At 46.7% G+C, this 23,457-nt stretch carries 26 protein-coding genes and 1 tRNA gene; 16 read left to right on the forward strand and 11 right to left on the reverse strand.

The features are described from left to right. Positions 1–51: 51 nt before the first annotated feature. The 8 genes from gatB to QI63_RS00155 all read right to left on the reverse strand — a co-directional run bounded on the left by gatB (position 52) and on the right by QI63_RS00155 (position 9,218). The gene (gatB, locus tag QI63_RS00120; RefSeq protein ID WP_044012722.1) at positions 52–1,527 is read right to left on the reverse strand and encodes an Asp-tRNA(Asn)/Glu-tRNA(Gln) amidotransferase subunit GatB; all 1,476 of its coding nucleotides are present in this window, start codon (positions 1,525–1,527) and stop codon (positions 52–54) included. Further along, entirely contained in the window at positions 1,524–2,984 is a 1,461-nt protein-coding gene (gene gatA / locus QI63_RS00125) for an Asp-tRNA(Asn)/Glu-tRNA(Gln) amidotransferase subunit GatA (protein ID WP_044012726.1), read from the reverse strand. The genes gatB and gatA overlap by 4 nt, the downstream gene beginning before the upstream one ends. A gap of 2 nt (positions 2,985–2,986) precedes the next feature. Beyond that, positions 2,987–3,295 (reverse strand): Asp-tRNA(Asn)/Glu-tRNA(Gln) amidotransferase subunit GatC, encoded by a 309-nt coding sequence (gatC, locus tag QI63_RS00130; protein WP_232502135.1) that lies wholly within the window; start codon positions 3,293–3,295, stop codon positions 2,987–2,989. Positions 3,296–3,385: 90 nt separating this feature from the next. Then, positions 3,386–5,758 carry a methyl-accepting chemotaxis protein gene (locus QI63_RS00135; protein ID WP_044012731.1) on the reverse strand — a complete coding sequence of 791 codons (2,373 nt, stop codon included), beginning with the start codon at positions 5,756–5,758 and terminating at the stop codon, positions 3,386–3,388. 105 nt (positions 5,759–5,863) lie between these two features. Beyond that, positions 5,864–7,234, reverse strand: coding sequence for an MFS transporter (locus tag QI63_RS00140; protein ID WP_044016822.1), 1,371 nt, complete (start codon positions 7,232–7,234; stop codon positions 5,864–5,866). 7 nt (positions 7,235–7,241) lie between these two features. Then, complete coding sequence (locus QI63_RS00145; protein ID WP_044012734.1) at positions 7,242–7,730, reverse strand: SoxR reducing system RseC family protein; 489 nt, start codon at positions 7,728–7,730, stop codon at positions 7,242–7,244. Between the two features lie 34 nt (positions 7,731–7,764). Then, the gene (locus QI63_RS00150) at positions 7,765–8,664 is read right to left on the reverse strand and encodes a TIGR00282 family metallophosphoesterase (protein ID WP_044012736.1); all 900 of its coding nucleotides are present in this window, start codon (positions 8,662–8,664) and stop codon (positions 7,765–7,767) included. Beyond that, entirely contained in the window at positions 8,661–9,218 is a 558-nt protein-coding gene (locus tag QI63_RS00155; RefSeq protein ID WP_044016824.1) for a tetratricopeptide repeat protein, read from the reverse strand. Before QI63_RS00155 ends, QI63_RS00150 begins: the two co-directional genes overlap by 4 nt. A 147-nt stretch (positions 9,219–9,365) precedes the next feature. Between QI63_RS00155 and QI63_RS00160 the strand changes: the two genes are divergently transcribed. The 4 genes from QI63_RS00160 (at position 9,366) to QI63_RS00175 (ending at position 13,383) form a co-directional block, all read left to right on the forward strand. After that, the gene (locus tag QI63_RS00160) at positions 9,366–11,915 is read left to right on the forward strand and encodes a ribonucleoside-diphosphate reductase subunit alpha (RefSeq protein WP_044012739.1); all 2,550 of its coding nucleotides are present in this window, start codon (positions 9,366–9,368) and stop codon (positions 11,913–11,915) included. Positions 11,916–12,004: 89 nt separating this feature from the next. Beyond that, complete coding sequence (locus tag QI63_RS00165) at positions 12,005–12,211, forward strand: DNA-directed RNA polymerase subunit omega (protein WP_044012743.1); 207 nt, start codon at positions 12,005–12,007, stop codon at positions 12,209–12,211. Between the two features lie 3 nt (positions 12,212–12,214). Then, a complete protein-coding gene (gene miaA / locus QI63_RS00170; protein ID WP_052185433.1) occupies positions 12,215–13,198 on the forward strand; it encodes a tRNA (adenosine(37)-N6)-dimethylallyltransferase MiaA in 984 nt (327 codons plus the stop codon). Positions 13,199–13,309: 111 nt separating this feature from the next. Next, positions 13,310–13,383, forward strand: a tRNA-Ile gene (locus QI63_RS00175). Between the two features lie 106 nt (positions 13,384–13,489). Here QI63_RS00175 and QI63_RS00180 read toward each other — a convergent pair. Both QI63_RS00180 and nrdD read right to left on the reverse strand, forming a co-directional pair. Further along, complete coding sequence (locus tag QI63_RS00180) at positions 13,490–14,260, reverse strand: radical SAM protein (RefSeq protein ID WP_044012745.1); 771 nt, start codon at positions 14,258–14,260, stop codon at positions 13,490–13,492. 3 nt (positions 14,261–14,263) lie between these two features. Continuing rightward, a complete protein-coding gene (gene nrdD / locus QI63_RS00185) occupies positions 14,264–14,776 on the reverse strand; it encodes a glutaredoxin family protein (protein ID WP_044012748.1) in 513 nt (170 codons plus the stop codon). Positions 14,777–15,050: 274 nt separating this feature from the next. On the opposite strand from nrdD, the gene rpsP reads away from it, so the two are divergent. From rpsP to QI63_RS00235, 12 genes are all read left to right on the forward strand, one after another. Continuing rightward, positions 15,051–15,299, forward strand: a complete 249-nt coding sequence (rpsP, locus tag QI63_RS00190) for a 30S ribosomal protein S16 (protein WP_044012752.1) — start codon at positions 15,051–15,053, stop codon at positions 15,297–15,299. 14 nt (positions 15,300–15,313) lie between these two features. Then, entirely contained in the window at positions 15,314–15,547 is a 234-nt protein-coding gene (locus tag QI63_RS00195; protein WP_006188554.1) for a KH domain-containing protein, read from the forward strand. Then, positions 15,547–16,071, forward strand: a complete 525-nt coding sequence (gene rimM, locus QI63_RS00200; RefSeq protein WP_044012756.1) for a ribosome maturation factor RimM — start codon at positions 15,547–15,549, stop codon at positions 16,069–16,071. Before QI63_RS00195 ends, rimM begins: the two co-directional genes overlap by 1 nt. Beyond that, the gene (trmD, locus tag QI63_RS00205; protein ID WP_044012758.1) at positions 16,068–16,814 is read left to right on the forward strand and encodes a tRNA (guanosine(37)-N1)-methyltransferase TrmD; all 747 of its coding nucleotides are present in this window, start codon (positions 16,068–16,070) and stop codon (positions 16,812–16,814) included. Before rimM ends, trmD begins: the two co-directional genes overlap by 4 nt. Continuing rightward, positions 16,792–17,151, forward strand: a complete 360-nt coding sequence (rplS, locus tag QI63_RS00210; RefSeq protein WP_044012761.1) for a 50S ribosomal protein L19 — start codon at positions 16,792–16,794, stop codon at positions 17,149–17,151. Before trmD ends, rplS begins: the two co-directional genes overlap by 23 nt. A gap of 5 nt (positions 17,152–17,156) precedes the next feature. Next, positions 17,157–18,134: a hypothetical protein gene (locus tag QI63_RS00215; protein ID WP_044012763.1), complete on the forward strand. Its 978-nt coding sequence runs from the start codon at positions 17,157–17,159 to the stop codon at positions 18,132–18,134. A gap of 43 nt (positions 18,135–18,177) precedes the next feature. Next, entirely contained in the window at positions 18,178–18,459 is a 282-nt protein-coding gene (locus tag QI63_RS00220; RefSeq protein WP_235619722.1) for an EscU/YscU/HrcU family type III secretion system export apparatus switch protein, read from the forward strand. Further along, positions 18,452–18,877, forward strand: a complete 426-nt coding sequence (locus tag QI63_RS13150) for a hypothetical protein (protein WP_235619723.1) — start codon at positions 18,452–18,454, stop codon at positions 18,875–18,877. The genes QI63_RS00220 and QI63_RS13150 overlap by 8 nt, the downstream gene beginning before the upstream one ends. A gap of 92 nt (positions 18,878–18,969) precedes the next feature. After that, a complete protein-coding gene (locus tag QI63_RS13155; protein ID WP_235619724.1) occupies positions 18,970–19,683 on the forward strand; it encodes an HD-GYP domain-containing protein in 714 nt (237 codons plus the stop codon). Further along, on the forward strand, positions 19,680–20,054 hold the full coding sequence (locus tag QI63_RS00230) for a YraN family protein (RefSeq protein WP_044012766.1): 375 nt from the start codon (positions 19,680–19,682) through the stop codon (positions 20,052–20,054). Before QI63_RS13155 ends, QI63_RS00230 begins: the two co-directional genes overlap by 4 nt. Continuing rightward, positions 20,051–20,227 carry a hypothetical protein gene (locus tag QI63_RS13005; protein WP_200877759.1) on the forward strand — a complete coding sequence of 59 codons (177 nt, stop codon included), beginning with the start codon at positions 20,051–20,053 and terminating at the stop codon, positions 20,225–20,227. The genes QI63_RS00230 and QI63_RS13005 overlap by 4 nt, the downstream gene beginning before the upstream one ends. A gap of 1 nt (position 20,228) precedes the next feature. Next, positions 20,229–20,630, forward strand: coding sequence for an LIM domain-containing protein (locus tag QI63_RS00235; RefSeq protein WP_044012769.1), 402 nt, complete (start codon positions 20,229–20,231; stop codon positions 20,628–20,630). A 255-nt stretch (positions 20,631–20,885) separates the two neighbouring features. Here QI63_RS00235 and leuS read toward each other — a convergent pair whose 3' ends face one another. Further along, positions 20,886–23,456: a leucine--tRNA ligase gene (gene leuS, locus QI63_RS00240; RefSeq protein WP_044012772.1), complete on the reverse strand. Its 2,571-nt coding sequence runs from the start codon at positions 23,454–23,456 to the stop codon at positions 20,886–20,888. Between the last annotated feature and the right edge of the window lies 1 nt (position 23,457).

Here is a 23,457-nt window from a genome sequence, read left to right on the forward strand (position 1 = left end):
CCTCTAAAAACACGATTATTAGGGGGCTTTTTACCTCATTTTATCATGCAGTTATAATGCAGCGAGTTTGTTTCGTACCAGTTCCGTCGTCTGATTAGGATTCGCCTTGCCTTGGGACTTCTTCATCACCTGCCCCATCAGCCATCCGGCAACATTGGTTTTGCCTTTTTTCCAGTCGGCGATAGCTTGAGGATTGGCCGCAAAGACCTCATCCACCAATTTTTCAATAGCACCGGTATCGCTTACCTGCGTCATTCCCCTCTTTTTGATGATCTGCTGGGGATGCTCACCGCTTTCCAACATCTCAACAAAAACATCTTTTGCCTGCTTGCTGGTAATAGTCTGTGCATCAAGCGCATTGACCAATTCGGCAATATGATCGGAACCGAAGGGTAACTGATCAAGCCCAATATGCTGTTCGTTTAATACCGCAAGTACTTCCGCAAGTACCCAGTTGGCAACTTTTTTAGGATCTTTTGTTTTAACGGCGGCAGCTTCAAACCAGTCAGCCAAGTTCCGTTCTGTTGTCAGCGTTTCCACATCAAATTGAGAAAGACCGTATTCTTTCTTAAACCGTTCCCGTTTTGCAGCCGGTAATTCTCCGACTGTTTTACATACCGAATCGATGTATTCGCGACTCAGCATCAACGGAGGAATATCGGGTTCACGCATAAAACGGTAGTCAAGCGCAGAATTTTTTGTACGCTGGATAACGGTCTTTCCACTCGGTTCATCCCAGCCCATGGTACGCTTAAAATCAGGGGAATACTCCTGCCGATCCGTTTTAAATTCCTCAAGCTGCCGCTGTACTTCATATGCACAGGCATCGCGTACCGTTCTAAAGGAGTTCATATTCTTAACTTCGGAAATCGGTGTCCGGTATTCTTTGCCGTTTTCAAATACTTTCAGGTTGATGTTTGCATCGCAGCGCATCGCCCCTTCTTCCAAATTACCGTCGGTAACACCGATGAACTTTAAAATTTCCCGAATTGTCTGCATATATTGCGCCGCTTCTTCGGGGCTTTTCATATCCGGCTTGGACACAATTTCGATAAGCGGAACCCCGCAGCGGTTATAGTCTACATAGCTATGCGCTCCTTCGATATGAAGACTTTTACCGGCATCCTCTTCAAGGTGAATGCGCTCAATTCCGATTGTTCGCAGCTGCGGCGCTTCGTTGGGAGCTGCCATATTGATTTCAACTTTACCGTTTTCGCAAATCGGTTTATCGAATTGGGTAATCTGATAGCCTTTAACCAAGTCGGGATAAAAATAGTGTTTGCGGTCGAACTTGCTGAATTCGTTAATGGTACAGCCAAGCGCGAAGCCGGCCTTAATACCGAGTTTTACATATTCGTCGCCGATAACAGGCAAGGCACCGGGAAGTCCCAAACAAGCCGGACAGACACGGGAATTCGGCATTCCGCCGTAACGGTTTTCGCAAGAGCAAAAAGCCTTTGTCTTTGTTAATAATTGGCAGTGAATTTCACAGCCGATAATTACTTCGTAAGATAATTCCGAACTCATACCCGTGCCGCCTCCAACGTTTTTGCCAATCGCAAGATTTTTTCTTCAGATAACTTTGCACCGGCAATTTGCATACCGATCGGACGGCCGTCCTGTGCTTCGCCCGCAGGCAGCGATAGCGCCGGAATATGGGATAAATTAACAAATGTCGTAAATAAATCCGAAAGGTACATCGCAAGCGGATCGTTTACACGCTCCCCGAGCTTAAATGCCGGTGTCGGCGCAGTCGGACAGAAAATAAAGTCATACTGCTGCAAGACCGTCCCGACCTCTTTTTCCATACGGGCGCGGACACGAAGGGCATTTTCGTAACAGTCACCCGACAGATGATGGGATAATACATAGTTACCGGTTATGATACGCCGTTTTACTTCACGCCCGAACCCTGCAGACCGAGTAGCACAGTACAGCTCGTCATATCCCTTGCCTGGATCCTCACGTAAGCCGTAGCGGATTCCGTCAAAGCGGGCAAGATTGCTCGATGCCTCGGAAAGAGCAATAACATAATACATCGCAATAGAAGATTCCAGCACCGGAATGGAAACACTATCGACTTGCATACCTTTTGAAGTCAACCATTCGCGATATTTCTCAAATATTGCTGCAACATCCGTATCCAAACCTTTCGCTTGGGTAAATTCCACCGGTAAGGCAATCCGAAGTTTTTTCAGTTGGCTGTCCGTATACGGTTCAAGACGTGCGCAGGGAGAAAAATCATGCTGCACGCTCGTTTCATCATGCGGATCGGCACCGCCCGTAACGGAAAGCCCTAAACCGATATCGTCTACGCAACGAGCAAAAAGGCCGACTTGATCGAGGGAGGAGCCAAACGCAACGACACCGTACCGGCTGATAGCGCCGTAGGTGGGTTTTAACCCATATATTCCGCAATACGAAGCAGGAAGCCGCACGGAACCGCCTGTTTCGGTACCGAGCGAAAACGGAACTTGAAACCCGGCAACCACCGCTGCGGAACCGCCCGAACTACCCCCGGGAGTCAGTGTGCGGTCCACAGGATTATGCGACGGTCCATATACTGAATATTCGGTGGAAGAGCCCATCGCAAATTCATCCATGTTCGCCCTACCAATCGGTATTGCCCCTGCTTCTATTAAACGGGTAATAACCGTTGCGTTATACGGAGCCTTATAACCTTCCAATATTTTACTGCAACAGGTACAGAGTTTTCCGCGTATTGAAATATTATCTTTTACCGCAAACGGAAGTCCTAAAAGAGGTTTACCGGCTGTCTTTCCTTCTTTCCGCAGCGCATCGGCTTTTTCTGCTTGCGCTTCCGCATCGTCAAAAAATTCAATAAATCCGTGCAGCGGTGTCGGTTCCTTCTCATCGGCTTGATATGCTGCCTTTAATGCGCGGACTATATCAACGGAAGTTACCGCCCCTTCTTCCAAGTACGTTTTTAATTCAGCTAAACTTGCCGTACAAATATCCTTCATGATTACACTCCGCTCCCAAGAACTTTAGGTACACGGAAATAGCCGTCCATATATTCGCTCGACATTTTTTTCAAATCCGATTGCGTTATACCGGCCTCAATAGTATCGCTGCGCAGTAATCCTTGCGAAAGCATTGCCGCGTTGTCCGCCTCCGCAGGCACATCATACTTTTTAAGAATATCAAAATATTCAACAATTTGACCAACCTGTCCGGCAATAGACTCCATGTCGCTATCGTTGGAAGAAAGGCGAGAAAGATAGAGTAAATTGTCAAATACTTCAGGAGTAATTTTACTGTTTTGAGCCATCATTTTTCCTTAATCCATAAATATTTAAGGGGAATCTCAAAACACCGAAGTTTTAGAGATTCCCATTATTTTTAAGAAATACCGAAAATGAGATTATATTTCAGGAACTTCATTTTCATCAGGGACCGTTTCCCGATTCTGAAAAGATAAACGATTTAAGCGGCCGATAATTTCCCGTGTTTGTTCCTGCGATTCCGCCGTTTTTGAAAAAATACGTATTAAGTTGGTAATATTGTCAAGCATTGAATCGATTTCTGCATTAACTCTTTCCGTTGCCTTTGTTAAGCGGCCAAAGCTGGAAACCGTATTTTCACGTGTTTCAATTATGCGGCTATTTTCGTTCTTTAACGCCGTCATTTCTTCCAATACTTCCTTCAGCGTTTGCTCCATACGGGTAGTATGAGCATCCGTATGTCCGATAAAGGTTGCGATTTCCGCGAGCATGTGTTCAAAGTCCGTCACCTTATCGCTAATATCGGCAAAACTCTGAGCTAAAATATCCGTAGCAGAAGCAGTTTCGTCGATAGAAGCAGTAATCTGCTTAATAATTTTTCCGGTTGAATCCGATTCCGCAGATGCCCTCTCAGCCAAATTCCGGATTTCTTCGGCAACAACGGCAAATCCCTTTCCCGCATCTCCGGCATGCGCTGCTTCGATAGCAGCATTCATTGCGAGCATATCCGTCTGCTCGGCGACCTGTGTTATCAACTGGTTGGTTTCAAGCAAAACAGCGGAACGGGTAGTAATATCGGATATTGTCTTGGTCATCTTTGAAAAGTTCGTCTTACCGACTTCATTCGCTTGGAAGATATTCATAAAGTTATCTTGAATAACCTTGAATTTTTCCGTCAGCAGCTTCGTGTTTTGGATTAAGTCCATAAGCTTATCCATTGCATCCTTTGATTTTTCACTTTGCTGCGTAATTTGAGTATCCAAGCCTTCAAGGAAAGTATTTAAATGATTAGTATTGGTTTCCGTATCGATCAAACTCGTTTTCTGTGAGGATACCTCTTCGAGTACCAACTTAATATAGCTTGAAATTTTATCTACATAGGACTGAGCGCTATGCATATTCGAAGTCAGTACGGTATCTTCGTTTGCCAAATCTTCAATAACTTTTTTGATTTCAGCAATAAACATATTCAATTGACCGGAAGAAGCAATGACTTTATCACGCATCAATTCGCTCTCTCGCTTTTCAAAATAAAATATTCTTGCGAATGAGACAGCTTGAATCAGCAGGAAAAAGAGAAGCCCAAAGGGAAGCATTGCCGGCGTTTGAATAATATCCATTCCCTCAAGGATATCGATCAAGGCGGTAATTGTCAGTACGGCAAAGCCGGTTGCAATGAAAGATGCCTCTTTTTCTTTTTTATATATCAGCCGGACGATAAGATAGAGAAGGTATATAACCTCCAAAAGACAAATCAGTTGGTGTATAGAGAGAAACGATGTAAAAAAAGTACCTTTTGTAACAAGCGTTAAAATCCCGTACAACACCCCTTCTGCTACCCAAACGATAACGATAATCTTATTAATATATTTCTTATAAAGCGCATAAAAGTACAGGATGACAGGAATTGAGACCGTTGCAAAGCTGAAATAGTCCATACGAAGCGCTGTCATCCAAGAAAAACCGAATAAATCGCATCCGATCATCGTCCCTGTTGAAAGTATTCGTATCATAACGATAAACACGAGCAGGGTAAAATATAAAATACTGATTTCTTTTGATCTGAAAATAAACAATATCAAATGGTAAAGACCGAGCGCTAATGCAAAGCTGAAAATCATTGCTTCGATAAGCTTACGCTGATATATCGACGATTCGATGACGGATGTTTTATTAAGAATAACAGGATTGTATATACCTTGTTTTTTGTGATCAATACTCTTTATTTGAATCAAAAGATCGATCTGCGTTTCGCCTGAGGGTAAGACAAAACAAGAAGATTGCGCATCTGTAAGTTTTCTCCCGGAGATATTATATGCGTCAAGTTGCACACTGTTTGCAAATACGGTCAGCGAAGGGAATCTGTTTTTCAGATACAGCGAAAGAGAAGGCGCTCCTTTAGGCAACAACAGTCTTATCGCATATGTCGCATAGCCGTTTGAAGGATATGCTTTCCCCTGTCCCGCTGCTTTAGCAGTCCAAGAGGACGGTACCGCTATATAGTCTGACGGTTCTTTCCAATCTTCCAGAAATTCGTTCCAGAAAAAGCCGTAAGTACCGTTAAGCGACACTTTTCCCTTGGTATCAAAATTCCAGTTTCGTAAATCGATTATGCCGCCTTGTACCGTCGGTGCAGTTTCTGCATAGACAGCCATGCCGCTTCCCAAAAAAACAAACGCCGCTAATACGGCGGAAAAAAGACATTTTTTATGATGGACAGCTTTTTTAAACAGTGAACCGAGACGAACCGCTTCGGTATATTTTTCACCGGGATGAGAAATTAATTCTTTCATGCTGTAATTCTCCATACTGTATGCCGTTATCACAAGGGCATGACAAACCATCCCTGTTATAAACCGGCTATTTTTAATACTATCATTATAAACTAAAAGTATGAATTATGCTAGCGCCTTTCTTTTTTTATCGATAGGATAAAAATGAATAAGTATAAAACCCGATAGACACACGGCAGCAGCAATCGGTCCGGCAATAAGTCTAATGGCAAATATCGTGTCGGAAGACTGGAGTGTATCGGCACGGTAACCGGCAGCACTGAGGATTAAACCTGAAACACCGGTCGAAACAGCCTGTCCGAGCTTACTGGCAAAGGTCCACACTCCGTAATAACAGCCCTCGTTATGTACCGCCTCCGGTTGCCACGCAATCGCATCAGGGAGCATCGCCCACGGTGTAGCAAAAGCAAAGCCCACCCCGACTCCCGCACAGACAAACAAGAGCGCCAAACCGGTTAATCCGATACGGTGTCCCGTAAAAAAGATAACAATTGTAGAAACGCACAATACGGCAAGACCGACTCGGTACGAAACATTTTTTCCCAACATATTTGAGCATTTTGCCGCAACAGGAATTGAAATAATAGCCGTTATCAGCAACAACCCCATAATCGTACTTGAAAACGATTCCGCTTGGTAAATGTACTTTAGATAATACACCACCATTCCCTGCAAAAAATTGAGTGCTGTAATATGCAGCACAAAAATAGCCAGCAGCACCGTGTATGCGGAATTTTTAAATACGGAGCGGTAGGCGGATAAGAACGCTTCCGTTTTTTTCTTACCGTGTTTTTGCGGTACAGCAGACTCCCGCACTGCAAAAAAGGTGATAAGCGTTGTTATTATGATAATACCGCCGATAACGCCCCCTGCCGCCGAAAATCCTGAGGCTTTGGACGAAAACATATTGACAATCGGCATCACAATCACGGCGCCCATTATCGTACCGATTCCGGCACATAAAAAGCGGTAAGCATTTAATGAGGTTTGCTCGTTATAATCCGAGGTTAATTCGGGAGTTAGTGCAGAATACGGAATATTCACGAGGGTCATCGCCGTATTGACCAAACAAAGCATCAGCAATGCCCACCAAAACAGCGTTGTTTGACCGGTAAGCGAAGGCTTGGTAAAAAACAGCCACACCGAAAGACCGAAGGGCAGTGCTCCAAACAAAAGATACGGACGGCGTCTGCCGAAACGTGTACGGGTATTGTCGGAAAAAAAGCCGACAATAGGGTCGGTTACGGCATCCCATATTTTCGCCGCCATAATGGCAATACCGGCAAGGGCGGGCGCCAGATACACCGTATCGGTAAGATAGGTCAGCGTCCAAAAACCCATAGCTGTAAAAAATAAATTCCCGCCGATATCGGCAATGCCAAATCCGATTTTTTTCCGTACCGGCAACCGCGTTTCGGTTAATTTCACTTCCGTAATCGGCACTTCCGCACTCTCGGCAATGTTTTTTTCATTCATAGTTTTTTTACTCATAGACGGTAATAATCTGCGGGAGTGCACGCTCTTTTAAGATACGGTTTATGCCAAAAGCGATAGCCGCCCCTACGGCAAGGCCGGCGGCGATACCGGCAAGCGCAAGCCCTTCGCTTTGCGTCCGTAAAAAGATTGCAGTAAAAGCACCTGCCGAAAGTACGAGCGGAATCCCCACTGCACACAGTCCCTGAAAACGGGCTGCCTTCTCGGAAATAAAGACGCCGACCTTGTTCCCAATCCATAAATCTTTTCCCGAAACGTTCAGCGCATCGACAACATTTCCCTGCACCACCAGCAAGCCGTCTTTACTGCCTCCTCCGCAGCCATGACAACCGCCGCCGCATGATGCGCATCCGCTGCGGCTATCGGTAGATTTAATGGAACAAAGATCCGCTTCGGGGGTATCGTATTCAATAGTTGCAATCTGCATACCGTTCCGTTTTGTTATCGGCATACGTATCACTCTTCCTGTTTTTTCCATTAAAAAGTCCTCCAAAATTACATACGGATATACGTTATGATGACTGCGGCACCGCAGCGGCAGGCATTTCGATACGGACTCGTTCTATCGACAAGGCGCCGCCCGCCCCGTCCAGCTCAATATCCAGCCCTTGCACACAGATCCGCTGCCATGTTTCTTGCGGGTACTCAAAAAGGCCGGTACGGTATTCCCGTATCTTACCGGACGGGGCATGTCCGCCGACGGAGTCAAAACTACCGGTTCGTCCCGCATCAGTGATATAGGCGGTTTTTCTGCCATGCTGCCCGCAGTATGCTTCTACCGATCCCGTCTGTGCGTTGATAAGCGCATCTGCGGCATCGGTACCGGAGAAATCGGATTCGGCGGACATCAGCCGCTCATCGGCTGCGGCGGCGCCCGTACCCGACCCGATCAACACGGAGAGCCTCCCTGCAAGAAAGAATGCCATTGTCTGCTTTTCGGCAGTTGCGGTTGAAGAAAAATCGGCCACGATAAACGGCGTTTCCCTTTCTATCTTCGGAAGCAGCGCCTGCATCAACGCAAACGGATTATCCGCTAAAAGCCGATGATGCCCTACCCGCCCCAAAATCGAAATAACTGCAAGTTTTTCCCCGTTTCGGGCTGTAAAATAGCGGTAACCGGCTCCCGAACTGTACTCCGGTAGATTACAAGGACGCAGGACAAACGGCATATTCGGGAGGTTCTCGACTAAATCTTTCTTTTGAAAGATACAATCCCCGCCGGTGATACAATCGATCCCCATTTTTCTTAAATAACCGGCGTGTTGCTTACCGAGCCCGCCTGCACCTGTCGCCATACCGGCATTTGCGATAATAAAGTCAGGCTGATAGCAGCGCTTAATTTCCGCAATATTTTTTCTAACCGCCCACACGCCTGCTTTACCGGTAATTTCGGCGATATAAAAAATTCTCACGGCTCGTTCCGCTTTTGTACCAATGTGTCCGGATTTTTTAATGCCAGTCTATCGATTATTTTAGTACATTTTTTTGCAAGTTTTTTGTTTCCCAGCATCGTATAGGTATCGCGTAAATTAAAGAGTGTATCCTCAGAATCGGGAGCAAGTGTCAAAGCCGATTCAAAGGCACGGCGGGCTTGTTCGTATTTTTCTTCATTAAAAAGGAGCGTACCGTAGTTATTCCAAATACGGCCGTTTTCGGTCTCAAGCTCGAGTGCTTTCGTATATGCAAGCCGAGAAGCCTCCATCTCGCCGGTTTCATGGAGAACAACCCCCAACGTATCCCAAATATCTGCATCAAAGGGATTACAGCGCGCTGCCTCATAGAGCGCATAGCGGGAGTTATCTTTATCATCAAGCGCATAGTAACTGAGCCCCAAATTAAACCACATCAAACTGCTGAACGGTTCAAGCTGCAAACCGCGGCGGAGACACGCGATTGCTTCGCTATGACATCCCTCGGCGGCGAGCATCACTGCACTGTCGTTAAAAAAATCGGCTGTTTCTTGCATACTTAAAATATATACTATCTTACGAAAAACCTCAATCGATGCAATCAATACCGCCGATGCATTTGCCGGTATTGAAACGGCCGTTCCGTACTCTCCTTGACGCCTTTCACCTTTCCCATTAGAATTTCAAAGATAAGGAAATTAGGAATGGATATTATTAAACGGAACGGAGAAAAGGAAGCCTACAATGCCGAAAAAATTACACTGGCGATGCAGGCAGCATTTAACAGCGTAACAGGTACGGCAGCACAGCGCAATAATGGAAACAGCGCGGCGCTTTTGCAGCAGATGACAGCAGAAATCGAAGCTGATATACATGAACTGAGTAAAAACGGCAGTCCGGTGCAGGTTGAAACCATTCAAGATTTGGTTGAAAAAACAATGATCGAGCATAATTGCTATGCCGAGGTTAAAAATTTTATTCTTTACCGTGTTGAGCAGACAAGAAAACGGGATGCACGGCATGCTATCGCCGCTCATTTTACCGCGATTGATATTCTGCCGATTTTAACCCGTATTCAACAGGATTTTTCTGAAGAGCAATACGGTTTAACGCTGCTTTTTCATAAGTTTGAATCCTTCCGTAAGCAGGATATGACAGAATCGGAATTACTGGCAATCCTGATAAAGGCCGCTGTTGAGCTCACTGCGCAAGAAGCACCCCGTTGGGAGTTTATTGCCGCCCGCTTTTTAATGCTCGACTTTTCCGAAAAGCTGAAAGCCGAACTTGAAAAACGGAATATCCGGTCATTCTACGAAAAGCTCACCTATCTGGAAGAAAAAGGGCTCTACGGCGCGTATATCCGTGCAGGGTATTCAAAAGAAGAGCTGGAAAAAGCCTATTCGTATATCGATAACGGTAAAAATGATCTATTCACCTACAGCGGTTTGGATTTACTCTTGCGCCGGTATGTTATTTCCACACGGGGACATATTCCGCTCGAAACACCGCAGGAGATGTTTTTAGGTATCGCCTTACACCTCGCCTTGCATGAAAAAAATGACCGGATGGAATGGGTACGCCGATTTTACCTGATGCTGAGCAGCTTGCAGGTTACCATGGCGACGCCGACGCTTTCCAATGCCCGTAAGCCCTATCATCAGCTTTCGTCCTGCTTTATCGACACCGTTCCCGACTCCCTCGACGGGATTTACCGCAGCATCGATAACTTCGCAAAGATTTCAAAATTCGGCGGCGGCATGGGACTGTACTTCGGCAAGGTGCGGGCAGTCGGCGCCCCTATACGCGGGTTTCAAGGGGCGGCAGGAGGGGTCATCCGCTGGATAAAGCTTGCAAACGATACCGCTGTCGCCGTCGATCAGCTGGGGGTGCGACAGGGTTCGGTAGCCGTGTACTTGGACGTATGGCACAAGGACGTACCGGAGTTTTTACAGCTCCGTACCAATAACGGCGACGACCGTATGAAGGCGCACGACGTATTCCCTGCGGTGTGTTGCCCCGACCTCTTCTGGCGCACCGTCGATGAGGACATCAATGCCCCGTGGTACCTAATGTGTCCGCACGAAGTCCTCACGGTAAAAGGCTACGCGCTGGAAGACTCTTACGGTGAAGAATGGGAAAAACGCTACAAGGATTGTATCAATGATAACCGAATTTCCAAACGGGAAATCCCGATAAAAGAGCTGGTGCGCCTCATCCTGAAATCAGCGGTAGAAACCGGTACGCCGTTCATCTTTAACCGCGACCATGCGAACCGCGCCAACCCCAACGGGCATAAGGGTATGATCTATAGCTCCAACCTCTGTACCGAAATTGCACAGAATATGAGCCCGATCGAGACGGTGAATACCGAAATCAAAACACAAGACGGGGAGACTGTGGTTGTAACCGTTACAAAGCCCGGCAATTTCGTCGTCTGTAATCTTGCTTCACTTGTACTCGGCAATATCGACACCGATAACGAAGCTGAGCTGGAAGGTGCCATAGAAGCGGCGGTGCGTGCTTTAGACAATGTAATCGATCTCAATTTTTATCCCGTACCGTATGCAAAGATCACCAACGAGCAGTACCGCGCTATCGGCTTAGGCGTTTCGGGCTATCATCATTTACTGGCAAAAAAACACATTGCGTGGGAAAGCGAGGCGCACCTCCGCCTTGCCGATGAGTTGTTTGAAAAAATCAATTACTACGCAGTGCAGGCGAGTATGCGGATTGCGCAAGAAAAAGGCACTTACAGCCTCTTTGAAGGCAGCGATTGGCAAACCGGTGCGTATTTTGAAAAACGCGGCTATCATTCTGAACAGTGGACAGCACTGCGGGATGCAGTTGCCCAACACGGTATGCGGAACGGCTATCTGTTAGCGGTCGCGCCTACCAGTTCAACCTCGATTGTCGCGGGCACCACCGCCGGTATCGATCCCATTATGAAGCGTTATTTTTTGGAGGAAAAGAAAGGCTCGTTGGTACCCCGTGTTGCCCCTGCCCTCTCGCTCGAAACCTATTGGTTGTATAAAAACGCCCACACCATTGATCAGCTCTGGAGCATCCGCGCCTGCGGTCTCCGCCAGCGTCATATCGATCAGGGACAATCCATGAACTTCTACATTACCAACGAGTATAGCTTCCGGCAGGTGCTCAACCTCTATGTTGAAGCATGGAAAAACGGCATAAAATCCGTCTATTATGTCCGCAGCCGCTCCCTCGAAGTGGAAGAATGCGAAAGCTGCAGCTCGTAGCGGAAACATATTCAACGATTGCTCATCTTTCACATAATTGGTAAGCAAATCGGTTGCAGCAAATACTAAAACTCGCTATAATACGCGCTATGATTTTTCCGTTAAAAGAATTGATTGAATTCAAAGGCAATATTTATGAAATTACCTGTGCTGCAACACGGCGCGCTTTTCAGCTGGTAACTATTCAAGATCCGATACTCGAAGAAAACAACGATAAGGTTGTGTGCACTGCAGCGTCGCAAGTGTTTACCGGTGCTATCGACTATAAAATAGAATACCGCCCCGATCATTCCTAATTCTTGATATCGACACATACCATTCCGGTCGCGGTTATTTTCGGGGCTACCGCCTGCGGGAAAACCGCGCTTGCCGCTCATCTTTTTACTTCTCCTGTTAACTCCATTAAAGCAGAGATTATATCTGCCGATTCGGTGCAGGTATATCGCGGTATGCCGATCGGTTCGGCTCAGCCTTCGCAAGAGCTTCTCGATACGCTCCCCCATCACCTCATCGGGATATGTAACCCTTCCGAAGAATTTTCCGTAGCGGACTTTGTACGCAGCGCGGATGCACTCTGCCAGGACATTGCAAGCCGCGGCAAACTGCCGGTTGTGCTTGGCGGGACGGCTTTTTACATTAAACATTTTATGTACGGTATGCCGGTTACCCCGCAGGCGGATCCGGTTTTACGTGCACAATTGCAGGAACGGATGCAGCGTGTCGGCGCCGCGGCAATGCACGCGGAACTTGCGTCTTTTGACCCCACATCGGCAGCCAAGATCCACATCCATGACGAATACCGTATCATCCGCGCGCACGAGGTGTATTGCGCCTCAGGGCGGCCGCTCAGCTCATTCGAGCTGTCGTACCGTTATCGCGAGGGTTTCCGCTTTTGTCCGATATGTTTAGACCGCCCTCGCGATGAACTGTACCGGCGCATCGAAATCCGTGTCGATGAGATGTTTGTGCAAGGATTGCAACAGGAAATTGCGCAGCTCGTTTCCGAAGGGTGTACAGCCGAATATCCTGCAATGAAAGCAATCGGTTACCGAGAGTTTTTTGAGCTTTCCCCCGATGCGCCGGCGGCCGCCCCACTCGATGCGGTGAAAGACCTCATTAAGCGCAACAGCAAACGGTACGCCAAACGGCAGCAAACCTTTTTCCAATCCTTTCCGAATATTCACCGCATCGATATGACCGACTCGAAAAGCGAACAGCAAGTCGTAGAGATACTTCAGCAACTCTGTTATAGAGGATCTCTAGGAATACCAAGGTCTCTCTAAAAACTCGGTTAGATTTTTTGCCGTCCTTATCGGTTTTCGGCGTCAATTTTCAACATTCGTTTTCGATTGCCTTGACTAAAGCCGCAAAATAAATTACTATAGTGCTTTCTTGGGCCTATAGCTCAGTTGGTTAGAGCAGCGGACTCATAATCCGCGGGTCGCCGGTTCAAGTCCAGCTGGGCCCATTCTCCCCTCACAACAATTTCTACAAGTAACACCGGAGCGGAACCTACAGCATTGCGCTGTAGAGAACTCACGATTTTCTATCCATTTTTATAAATTGCAAATCGATTAACGTAATCTACTATTGGGAATCTTTGTTCCGGCAAGCCGAATCAGCTCTTCTGTTTCAGCCTGTGTATATGGACGGATTGTATTCCATGCGGGATTAAGACAGTTCCCCGGCAAAAAGGGAGCAAAAAACCATGCGGCATCGGAAGGGAGCAATGCTGAAATAGCGCGTATATCCTCGGCGGCTACAAGCGGCGGTACAAGAACAGTTCTATATTCGATTTCTACCGGCCGTCGGAACGTGTGCTTTTCCTGCAAAATCATCAGAGTCCGTTTCAGTGCAGCTTCAGGCTGTTCAGCCGACGGCTCAGTCCCTGCCGGGCAACAAAATTTGAGTTCATGATAACGGGCGGGAGCAGTCTTGATATCAACGGCTATCATATCCGGACAGAGTGCGTCGTCATGCAGGAGGGAATACATCTTATCCGGCAGTAAACCGTTTGTATCAAGCTTAACGGCAAGCCCTGCCTTTCGTGCCCGTAGAATAAGTTCCGGTAAAACCGGAGACAGGAGTGCTTCACCGCCCGAAATAACAAGTCCATGCAATACCGGCTTCCGCTTTTCGATATGTTCATAAACCGCTTCGATCGGTACGTAATCATTCATACCGCCCTGCAATGACTTACCGGCAGGACCTTCCGAAACGGACGCACATACAAGCTCACCGTTATAGCAATACGGGCAGCGCAAGTTACAGCCGGGCAGAAAAACCGCAGCAGCAACCTTGCGCGGATAGTTGACAAGTGTGGTTTTCTGCAGACCGACATTCATAGCTTACGCGATAACCGCTTCAACCGTATATGGAGTTAAGTGATACGCTTTAAGATCGGCAACCGAATATGCACGGGAAAGTTCTTTTTCCGATTCATTATACATGATAACGGTAGGACAGGATCGAACGCCGTGCTTTGCAGCTGCTTTAATACCTTCTTCGGTGTCGGCATCGATATAATGGATGTCAATACCGAGATTATTGCAGTAATCCTTAACAGGTGGACAGTTGGGACACGTCTTCCGCGTATATACCTCAAAAAAGGCAGGATATTGAATTGATGTTGTTCCCGTATCAACTACGGTACTTTTCCCTGCATAGAGGGGCGTTTTAGGATTTTCGTGTTCGAACATTTTCCGCTCTGAAAACTCTTCGCGCTTGCCCTTATTCCAGTTACGGACGGAACGGTAATAACCGACTATGCGTGCATATACTTCCGTTGTAGAACCGTGTACATTTTGCAGCTCAGACTGTGCAGCTGCAATATCAGCATTGATTGCTTCTCTTGTTCTCATGGTATCTTACCCACCTTTATAAAGATATATTTCACTATATGAGTTTATCCATATAGTGTTAATTATGCTTACATTTGTAATAATACCCCCATATATAGTGTATGTCAAGTAGTCAAATAAAATCCCTCTTTGCCGTAAAACTCGATGTCCTATAGTTGACCAAGTATCGGTTTTCATGTACTATAGCCTGTATTTTATTCTTGTAGGAACATCCCTAAAAGCAGGTGTTTTTAGTAGTTCCCACCATAAATAATTAATTTCAGGGAGGATTAACGTGAGCGTAAAAATCAGACTCAAGAAATTCGGAACAAAAAAGCGTCCGTATTACCGCATCGTGGTACAGGATGTCCGCGAACCCCGTGATGGTAAAACCATCGACGAAGTAGGCATCTATCATCCTATTGAAGCGGAAGATCAGCAGATTGCTTTTGATGCCGATAAAGTACGCGGTTGGCTTAATAAAGGCGCTCAGCCGACCGACACGGTTCGTCACTTGCTCAACAAAAAACAATTCACGTTATAGGTCGGCTATCGAACATGGAACGTGATTTAGTCGAGTACATTGCAAAATCGCTTGTTGATGATCCCAGTGCCGTTTCCGTATCGGAAAAAGAGACCGACCGCGGTATTGTGCTGGAATTGCGCGTTGCAAGCGGTGATGTAGGAAAGGTAATCGGAAAATTCGGAAGGGTTGCTCAGGCAATTCGGACGTTGCTTATGGCATCAGCCGGCCGGAGCGGAACCCGTTATTTGCTGGAAATTCTTGATTAATGGACTGGCTCATAACCGGTAGGATTCGGGGTACATTCGGTCTTGAAGGCTTCCTTAAAATTGAAAGCTGTTCGGGCGAATATGAACATTTTCTAAACTTTAAAGAGATAAAACTGCAGCTTCCATCCAAGGGGACGGAAACACAGCCCCCCGATCTATTCTATCAGGTTGAAGAGTGCGTTGTCCGCAATACGGACGCGTTATTAAAACTACGAGGTATCGATTCGCCCGAAGCGGCAAAGAAGCTGCACGGAGCGGATATATTGGTTCCTCGCGATATGGCTTGCCCGCTCGAACGCGGCGAGTTTTATATCAATGATCTTTGTAATTCTGACCTTGTGTACAAAGGAAATTCTGTGGGTACAATTGCAGATGTAGTGGAAGGCGGAGGCGGATTGTTATTGGAAGTCTCCGAGGCTGCAACAGGCAGAACCGTGTATGTTCCGTTTCGTTCTCAATTTATTGGAAAGATAAATATACCGGCAAAGCAGGTTGAGCTTATGCACCGCTGGATTCTCGAATGAGATTCAATGTGCTGACCTTGTTTCCCGAAATACCCGCCGCCTTTTTCGAATCGTCGATCATGGCGAAGGCGGTTGAGCGGGGGCTTATTACCTACAATCTGGTGAATATCCGCGACTTTGCTTACGACAAGCACCGAACCTGTGATGATCTAACCTACGGCGGCGGGGCTGGAATGCTCCTATTGCCGCAGCCACTTTCGCTCGCGCTCGATTCCGTACAGGCTGCCGAAAAACGGGTTATCTATGTAACCCCTTCCGGTAAACCCTTGACGCAATCACGTGCAGCGGAGCTTGCACGAGAACAAGAACTCGTGTTTATCTGCGGCCGCTACGAAGGAATTGATCAGCGGATCATCGACGAATACGTTGACGATGAAATTTCGCTCGGCGACTACGTCATGTCCTCAGGTGAACTTGCTGCACTCGTAATAATAGACGCGGTGTACCGCTTGATCGACGGCGTTATTTCCCGCGAATCCCTTGAAGAGGAGAGCTTTTCCGACGGTTTGTTGGAATACCCCCAGTACACACGGCCGCAGATATTCAGGGACAGAGCAGTTCCTGAAGTGCTTCTGTCCGGCCACCACGAACACATTCGTAAATGGCGGCTTGAACAGCGGATTAGAAAGACGCTTGCCATGCGTCCCGACTTGCTGACAGCAATCCGCAGTTCGCCTGAATGGACAAAAGAAGCGGAACTTATTTTACAGGAGATAACAAATGGCAGAGAATTTAATTCGTAAGATTGAAGAAAAACAAAAGATTGTCGAAAAACCTTCTTTTAGAGTAGGCGATACCGTAAAGGTGCACTTCAAAATTATTGAAGGGAAAACCGAACGTATTCAGATATATGAAGGCTTGGTGCTGTGCTTTAAAAATGCCGGTATCGGCCGGACATTCACGGTAAGAAAGAACTCTTACGGCGTTGGTGTTGAACGCGTATTCCCGCTCCACTCACCGCGTATCGCAAAGGTGGAAGTTGTACATGCCGGTAAGGTACGCCGCGCCAAGCTGTATTACATCCGCGAGAAGATCGGTAAGGCGGCAAAGATTAAGACACTGCTGCAGAAAAAGAACTAGCGAATATGCAAACCGTAGCGGAACGGCCGGCGCTCATTATCCCGTTAAGACGGAACACTGCGCTTAACAAGGCCGTTCTTTTACACGGGAATACCGCGGCAGGTTTTTCCGAAAACGAACCGGTAACGGTTCGGGTACTGTCTATCCTTAAAAACAATATGATACGGATTGCCGTCAAGGGAACCGTATTGCAAGCACAGACGAAAGCTCTTCCTCAAGACATTCGAGAAGGAGCTTTTTTATTGATGCGTGTTCATATTGCCGAGAACACGGTGGTACTAATACCGTACCAAAAATATGTACCGCAACCGCTGCCCCATGGCGATGTATTCACCCAGCTCGGCATACCGCAGTCAGATCTTACAGCAGCACTCATTGCTTTTTTTCGCCAAAATGAACAACCGCTTCAATCCCGTCCACTGTTAAAAATTCTTTCATCGCTTCATGTTTTTGCCCCGCACGAAAAAAAGGCCGCTTTTGCTGCTGCCCTCCTCTACTCTCGCGGTATTGAACCTTCACCGCAGCTGATTGCACAATGCCTTGCAGCGCTTTTCCGACTTCCCGCTCAACAAGCAGAAATCGCTGACGAGGAATGGGACACACAAGACCTTTTCCGTTTTCTCAATCATGTAAAAGCCGGTAAAAACCATTGGGTCGTATTCCCGTTTGAAAAACGACTCGACACACTCTGGAAGGGATCGGCCGCTTTCCTACTTGACCTGCAGGATACCGTGTGCCGTGAATGCTGCCTGAGAGTACGAAACGAAGAAAAGCAGGAATCATGGACGTTTACACTCAAAAACAATACCTGCCTTTTTTCCTATCAGGGAACAGCAGCACTTCCAGCACAGAAACGAGAAGCACTCACGGCATTGCTGCAGGATTGTCTGGAATCCGCAGGAGTTACGTCATATACCGTACACTATGCCGATGGTAATATAGAAGAAAATCATGCTCTTGCATCAATTGATATATCAGTGTAGAATGAGCTAGGAGTGGGTATGACTTTTTTATATTACCGTAAAGATGAAAAGCGATAATATGAGCAAAGTACGGGATTGTTCGGTAGCATTGTCATATACATTCGGAGAGAGTGTTCCGCTGATCACCGCCTCAGGACGCGGTGCGGTTGCTCAAAAGATACGGGAAATTGCAGATAAATGTCATATTCCCCTTATCAATAACCCTCTGTTGGCGGAAGTGTTGGTTGAAGCTGAAATAGGCTCTTGTATTCCAGAAGAAACGTATCAAGCGGTTGCCGCTCTTTTTGCATTTCTTCAAAAAAAGGATGGGATAATCGGTGCTTAGGCGAATTAAGGTAGAAGATTTAAAAGAAGGCATGATATTTTCAGAGCCGCTTTTCTTTGATGACGGTAAGAACAAAGTCCTCGGCAAAGGATATCCGGTTTCTGAACGTGAACTATCGGTATTAAAGCAATGGAAAGTGCCTTTTGTTATGACAGCCGGTAAAAGCATAAAAAAAAGAGCAGAAGTAGCTGAATTGGTTGAAGAATTAGATGCACTACCTGATGAAGGAGCTCCTACTACCGCTAAGTCTGCCGGTAAAAATGCTCAAAAGAAAACAGCAGAAGAAAATACCATTTTACAGTTACCGGATATTTTAACGCACAGCGAACTGTATACCGAATATTTGGCAATTATCCTCACATTGGATATTTTTTTAACCGAGGTAAAAAAAGAAAACCCTTATCCCCCCGGCCAATAGATGGAATAGCCCTGAGGCTCCATAATTTACTTGCAGCCGATAGATCGCTCGCTGTTTCATTTATCCTATCGGCCCAAATTCCTGAACGAGATATGGCAAAAGCCCTCGTTGATACTGCTATTTTGGCCGAAACCATTGCAAAATTTATGAATCTGCCGGAAGATTATATTGATGATATAGTACTCGGCTCTCTATTGCACGATTGCGGTATGCTGAGAATTCCGGGTACCATTTTAAATAAGAAGACTGCGCTTTCCGATACCGAAATGCAGACTGTTGCAGCCCATACCGTCTATGGCTATAAAGCTGTATTATCGGAATTTGTGTATACCGAACGAGTCGCAATGCTTGTTCTTGAGCACCATGAACGCTGGGACGGCAAAGGATATCCTAATGGACTTGATAAAGATTCCATCGAAATAGGTGCCCGTATTATTGCTGTTGTAGATGCCTTTGTCGCAATGACCGCACGGAAGGCGTATCGCAGTGCATTACTCGGTTACGATGCAATGAAAACCCTCCTTGCAGATAAAGGCCGCCGCTTTGATTATGAAGTTATCAAAGCGATGATTCAGAGTATCGGCGTATATCCTATCGGCTCAATAGTATTAATGAACGACACCTCCATCGCACGTGTAGTCGGTATAGACCCCGAAGCCCCCTTACGGCCGCTGATTAGAATCCTCATCGATGAAAGCGGGCATCTGTATCCTAACAATAAGGGCAAACTCATCGATTTAAAAGAATACAAAAATACTTTTATTGTCAAAGCGATCGATCCGTTGCAGTATCAGCAAAAAAAATGATGGAAGAACGGCTGGGGCCGGCAGGTGAGACATTCGCAGCAAAATGGCTTGAACGGCAAGGGTATTCCATCATTGCCCGAAACTGGCGAACAAGAACAGGGGAAATTGACATCATAGCAGAAAAGGACGAAACGCTTATCTTCTTTGAAGTAAAAACATTACCCCATACGCAGCTTACGGACTTGGATATCATTGTCGGAAATAGAAAACAGGAAAGGATTTGTAAAACCGCTAAATATTTTCTCTTAACTCATCGAAAATATAACAAGATGCATATACGGTTTGATGTTCTTGTGTTGCCGTTTGATCCGCGAACGATAGACACAGCTGAGCCTTTGCATCTAGAGAATGCTTTTGAGGATTATGTATGAATGTTGGCGTGTTTCCAAAGAAAGAGCGGTATACCCCCCGCAAATACTTTACCGAATCCGATTTTCGCGAAATGGAAACAAAACTCAATGATAAGGCATATATTCAAGCTGCGATATACCGATTAGCATCGATATTGACCGAACAGATGATGTATATGAAGGATGAAGAATAATATGAATAATAGGCGGGGACATAGAAAAGAAAACCGTTATACAGAAAATACCACGGTGAATAATAAACCGCATATCAGCTCACAACACGAGGAACCTACCGAACTTTTTACCTGTACACGGTGCGGCAAACCGATCAAAGATTTAAGCGCCGCATTAGCGGATAAAACAGACGGCAAGCCTGTACATTTCGATTGCGTATTGAATTTTTTAAAGCAAAACGAAGTCTTACACGAAAATGAAGCGATTTCGTATATCGGTCAAGGCAGATTTGCCGTTATCAAATACGCTTCAATGGTAACGATGAAAGAATTCACTATCGTTAGAATCATCGAGTGGGAAGATAAAAACCAGCGCGCAGAATGGCGCGGCACCATTGCCGACCGTTTCAGCTTAATCGATTAAGTGAATAGCCTTTCCGTAAGCCTTTTGAAAATAGGAGTCTGAGGCTGTTGGGTGCTTTCCTTACTGTGCGAAATTTTCCCAAAATTTCGCACAGTTTATTTCAGAAGAAGGGCAAATGCATCAGACGAATAAAGACAAATTCTGCGAAATTAAGAGGCTGTGAGACCATTTGAACCGCAAAGGTTCAATTCTGGTTGAACAGCCTCTTAATTTCGCAGGGCTGTAAAAAATACTCTGATGCGTTTATCCTAAGCATTAAAGAACGATATTTACCAACTTATTCGGAACCGTGATAACCTTTTTAGGCTGTTTATCGCTGAGGAAGCGCTGTGCGCCTTCCGTTTTTAAAGCGAGCGCTTCAAGCTCTGCCTTAGGCAAATCAACGGCTGCTTGAAATTTATCGCGCACCTTTCCGTTGATTTGCACGACAATCGTGCACTCGGAATCGATGCAAAACTTTTCGACAAACATCGGCCACTGCGTATATGCAATTGTTTCCGTATGCCCTAACTTCTCCCACAGCTCTTCGGCAAGGTGCGGTGCGTAGGGCGCAAGCAGCTTGACAAATGCCTCCCATGCAAAGCGGGGCACGGTCTGATATTTTCCGAGCGTATTGACAAAAATCATCATCTGGCTGATTGCCGTGTTGAAGTTGAGCGATGCAGTATCTTCGGTTATCTTTTTAATGGACTTATTGAGGAGCTTGGTAATTTCCGCATGTTCCGGCATACTCATGTCGTTCACCGGACAGGAAATAAGCTCTTTTTCGGAAATAGCCCAGATTTTCTCCAAGAAGCGGAAAATACCGATTAGCCCTTGCGTGTTCCACGGCTTGGACATATCGAGCGGCCCCATGAACATCTCATACATACGGCACGAATCGGCACCGTATTGAGCGATCATCTCATCAGGATTGATGACATTTTTTAAGCTCTTCGACATCTTTGCGATAACCCGCTTCAACTTTTCGCCGGTACTCTTTTCTTCAAAAGCATCATCACCGGTCTGCACAACCTCATCGACCGGCACGAGCGATCCGTTTGCACGCTGATATGCAAAGGAGGTAATCATCCCCTGATTCACCAACCGCATGAACGGTTCTTTGGTATGCACCACGCCTAAATCGTACAGTACCTTGTGCCAAAAGCGGGCATAGAGGAGGTGGAGTACCGCATGTTCCGCACCGCCGACGTAGAGATTAACAGGCATCCAATACGCTTCTTTCTCCTTGGCACAAAAACTGTGTGCATTATGAGGATCGAGATAGCGGAGATAGTACCAGCAGGAACCCGCCCATTGAGGCATGGTGTTTGTTTCGCGGTGGGCAGGGGCTCCGCAGTGCGGACACACGGTATTCACCCATTCGGTGATTTTAGCAAGCGGGCTTTCTCCCGTGTCGGAAGGGGTGTAACTGTCCGTTTCAGGCAAGGTAAGCGGTAAATCCTTTTCGTCCAGCGGAACGACGCCGCATTTTGGGCAATGCACCAACGGGATAGGTTCTCCCCAGTACCGCTGTCTGCTGAACACCCAGTCGCGGAGCTTATAATTAACGGCCTTTTTTCCGAAGCCGTTAGCGGCAGCGTAGTCGGTAACACGCTCTATCGCTTCCCGCGTCGGCAGTCCGGTAAATTCGCCTGAATTTACCGCATATCCGTCGGCTGCGGTACATGCTTGCGGTACTGCGCAGTAATCGCCCGCCGCTCCCTTTTTCTTCCATTCAGCTTCTGAGGCAACCGTCTGAATAACCGGCAGTGAGAAAACTTGAGCAAACTCCCAGTCGCGCTCATCATGCGCCGGAACCGCCATAATGGCGCCGGTTCCGTAAGAAACCAAAATATAATCGGAAATCCAAATCGGAATAGGTTCTTTTGTCAGCGGGTTTACCGCATAGGCACCGGTAAAGACGCCGGTTTTCTTTTTTGCAAGTTCAGTCCGTTCAAGGTCGGTTTTCTTTGCCGTCTCGTCAATATACTGCTGCACGGCGTCTTTTTGCGCCCCGCTGACAATGCGCATGACGAGCGGGTGTTCCGGAGCAAGCACGAGGTAGGTTGCCCCGAAAATAGTATCCGGCCGAGTGGTATATACGGTAATCTTTTCGCTTTCATACGGAGCGGCAAGGTGAAAGTCTATTTCCGCTCCGGTGCTTTTGCCGATCCAATTCCGCTGCATCATCTTAACGGACTGAGGCCAATCCAGTTCTTCCAAGTCCTCAAGGAGTCGCTCCGCATACGCAGTAATCTTGAGCATCCACTGCCGGACATTCTTGCGGACAACCTGTGTGCCGCACCGTTCGCAGCAGCCTTCTTTCACTTCCTCATTCGCAAGGCCGGTTAAGCAGCTCGGGCACCAGTTAATCGGCGCTTCCGTTTCGTAAGCCAAACCTTTTTTATACAGCTGTAAAAATATCCACTGTGTCCAACGGTAATAGTCCACATCCGAAGTTGCAAGCTCGCGATCCCAGTCGTAGGAAAAACCGAACGCCTGTATTTGTCTCCGGAAGGTATCGATATTTTCTTTTGTCGTAATACGCGGGTGAGTACCGGTCTTAATTGCGTAATTTTCCGCCGGTAAGCCGAAGGAGTCAAACCCCATCGGGTGCAGTACCGCGTATCCGTTCATGCGGAGGTACCGGCAATAAATATCGGTTGCCGTATACCCTTCCGGGTGCCCGACATGCAAGCCAGCTCCCGACGGATACGGAAACATATCCAATACATACGCCCGTTTTTCCGGCGGATAATTTTCATCTTCGGTTACTTTAAACGTCTTATGATCTTTCCAATATTTCTGCCATTTTTTTTCAATATCGCTAAAAGGATAGGACATT

The organism is Treponema sp. OMZ 838 (genome assembly GCF_000775995.1).
Taxonomy (GTDB): domain Bacteria; phylum Spirochaetota; class Spirochaetia; order Treponematales; family Treponemataceae; genus Treponema.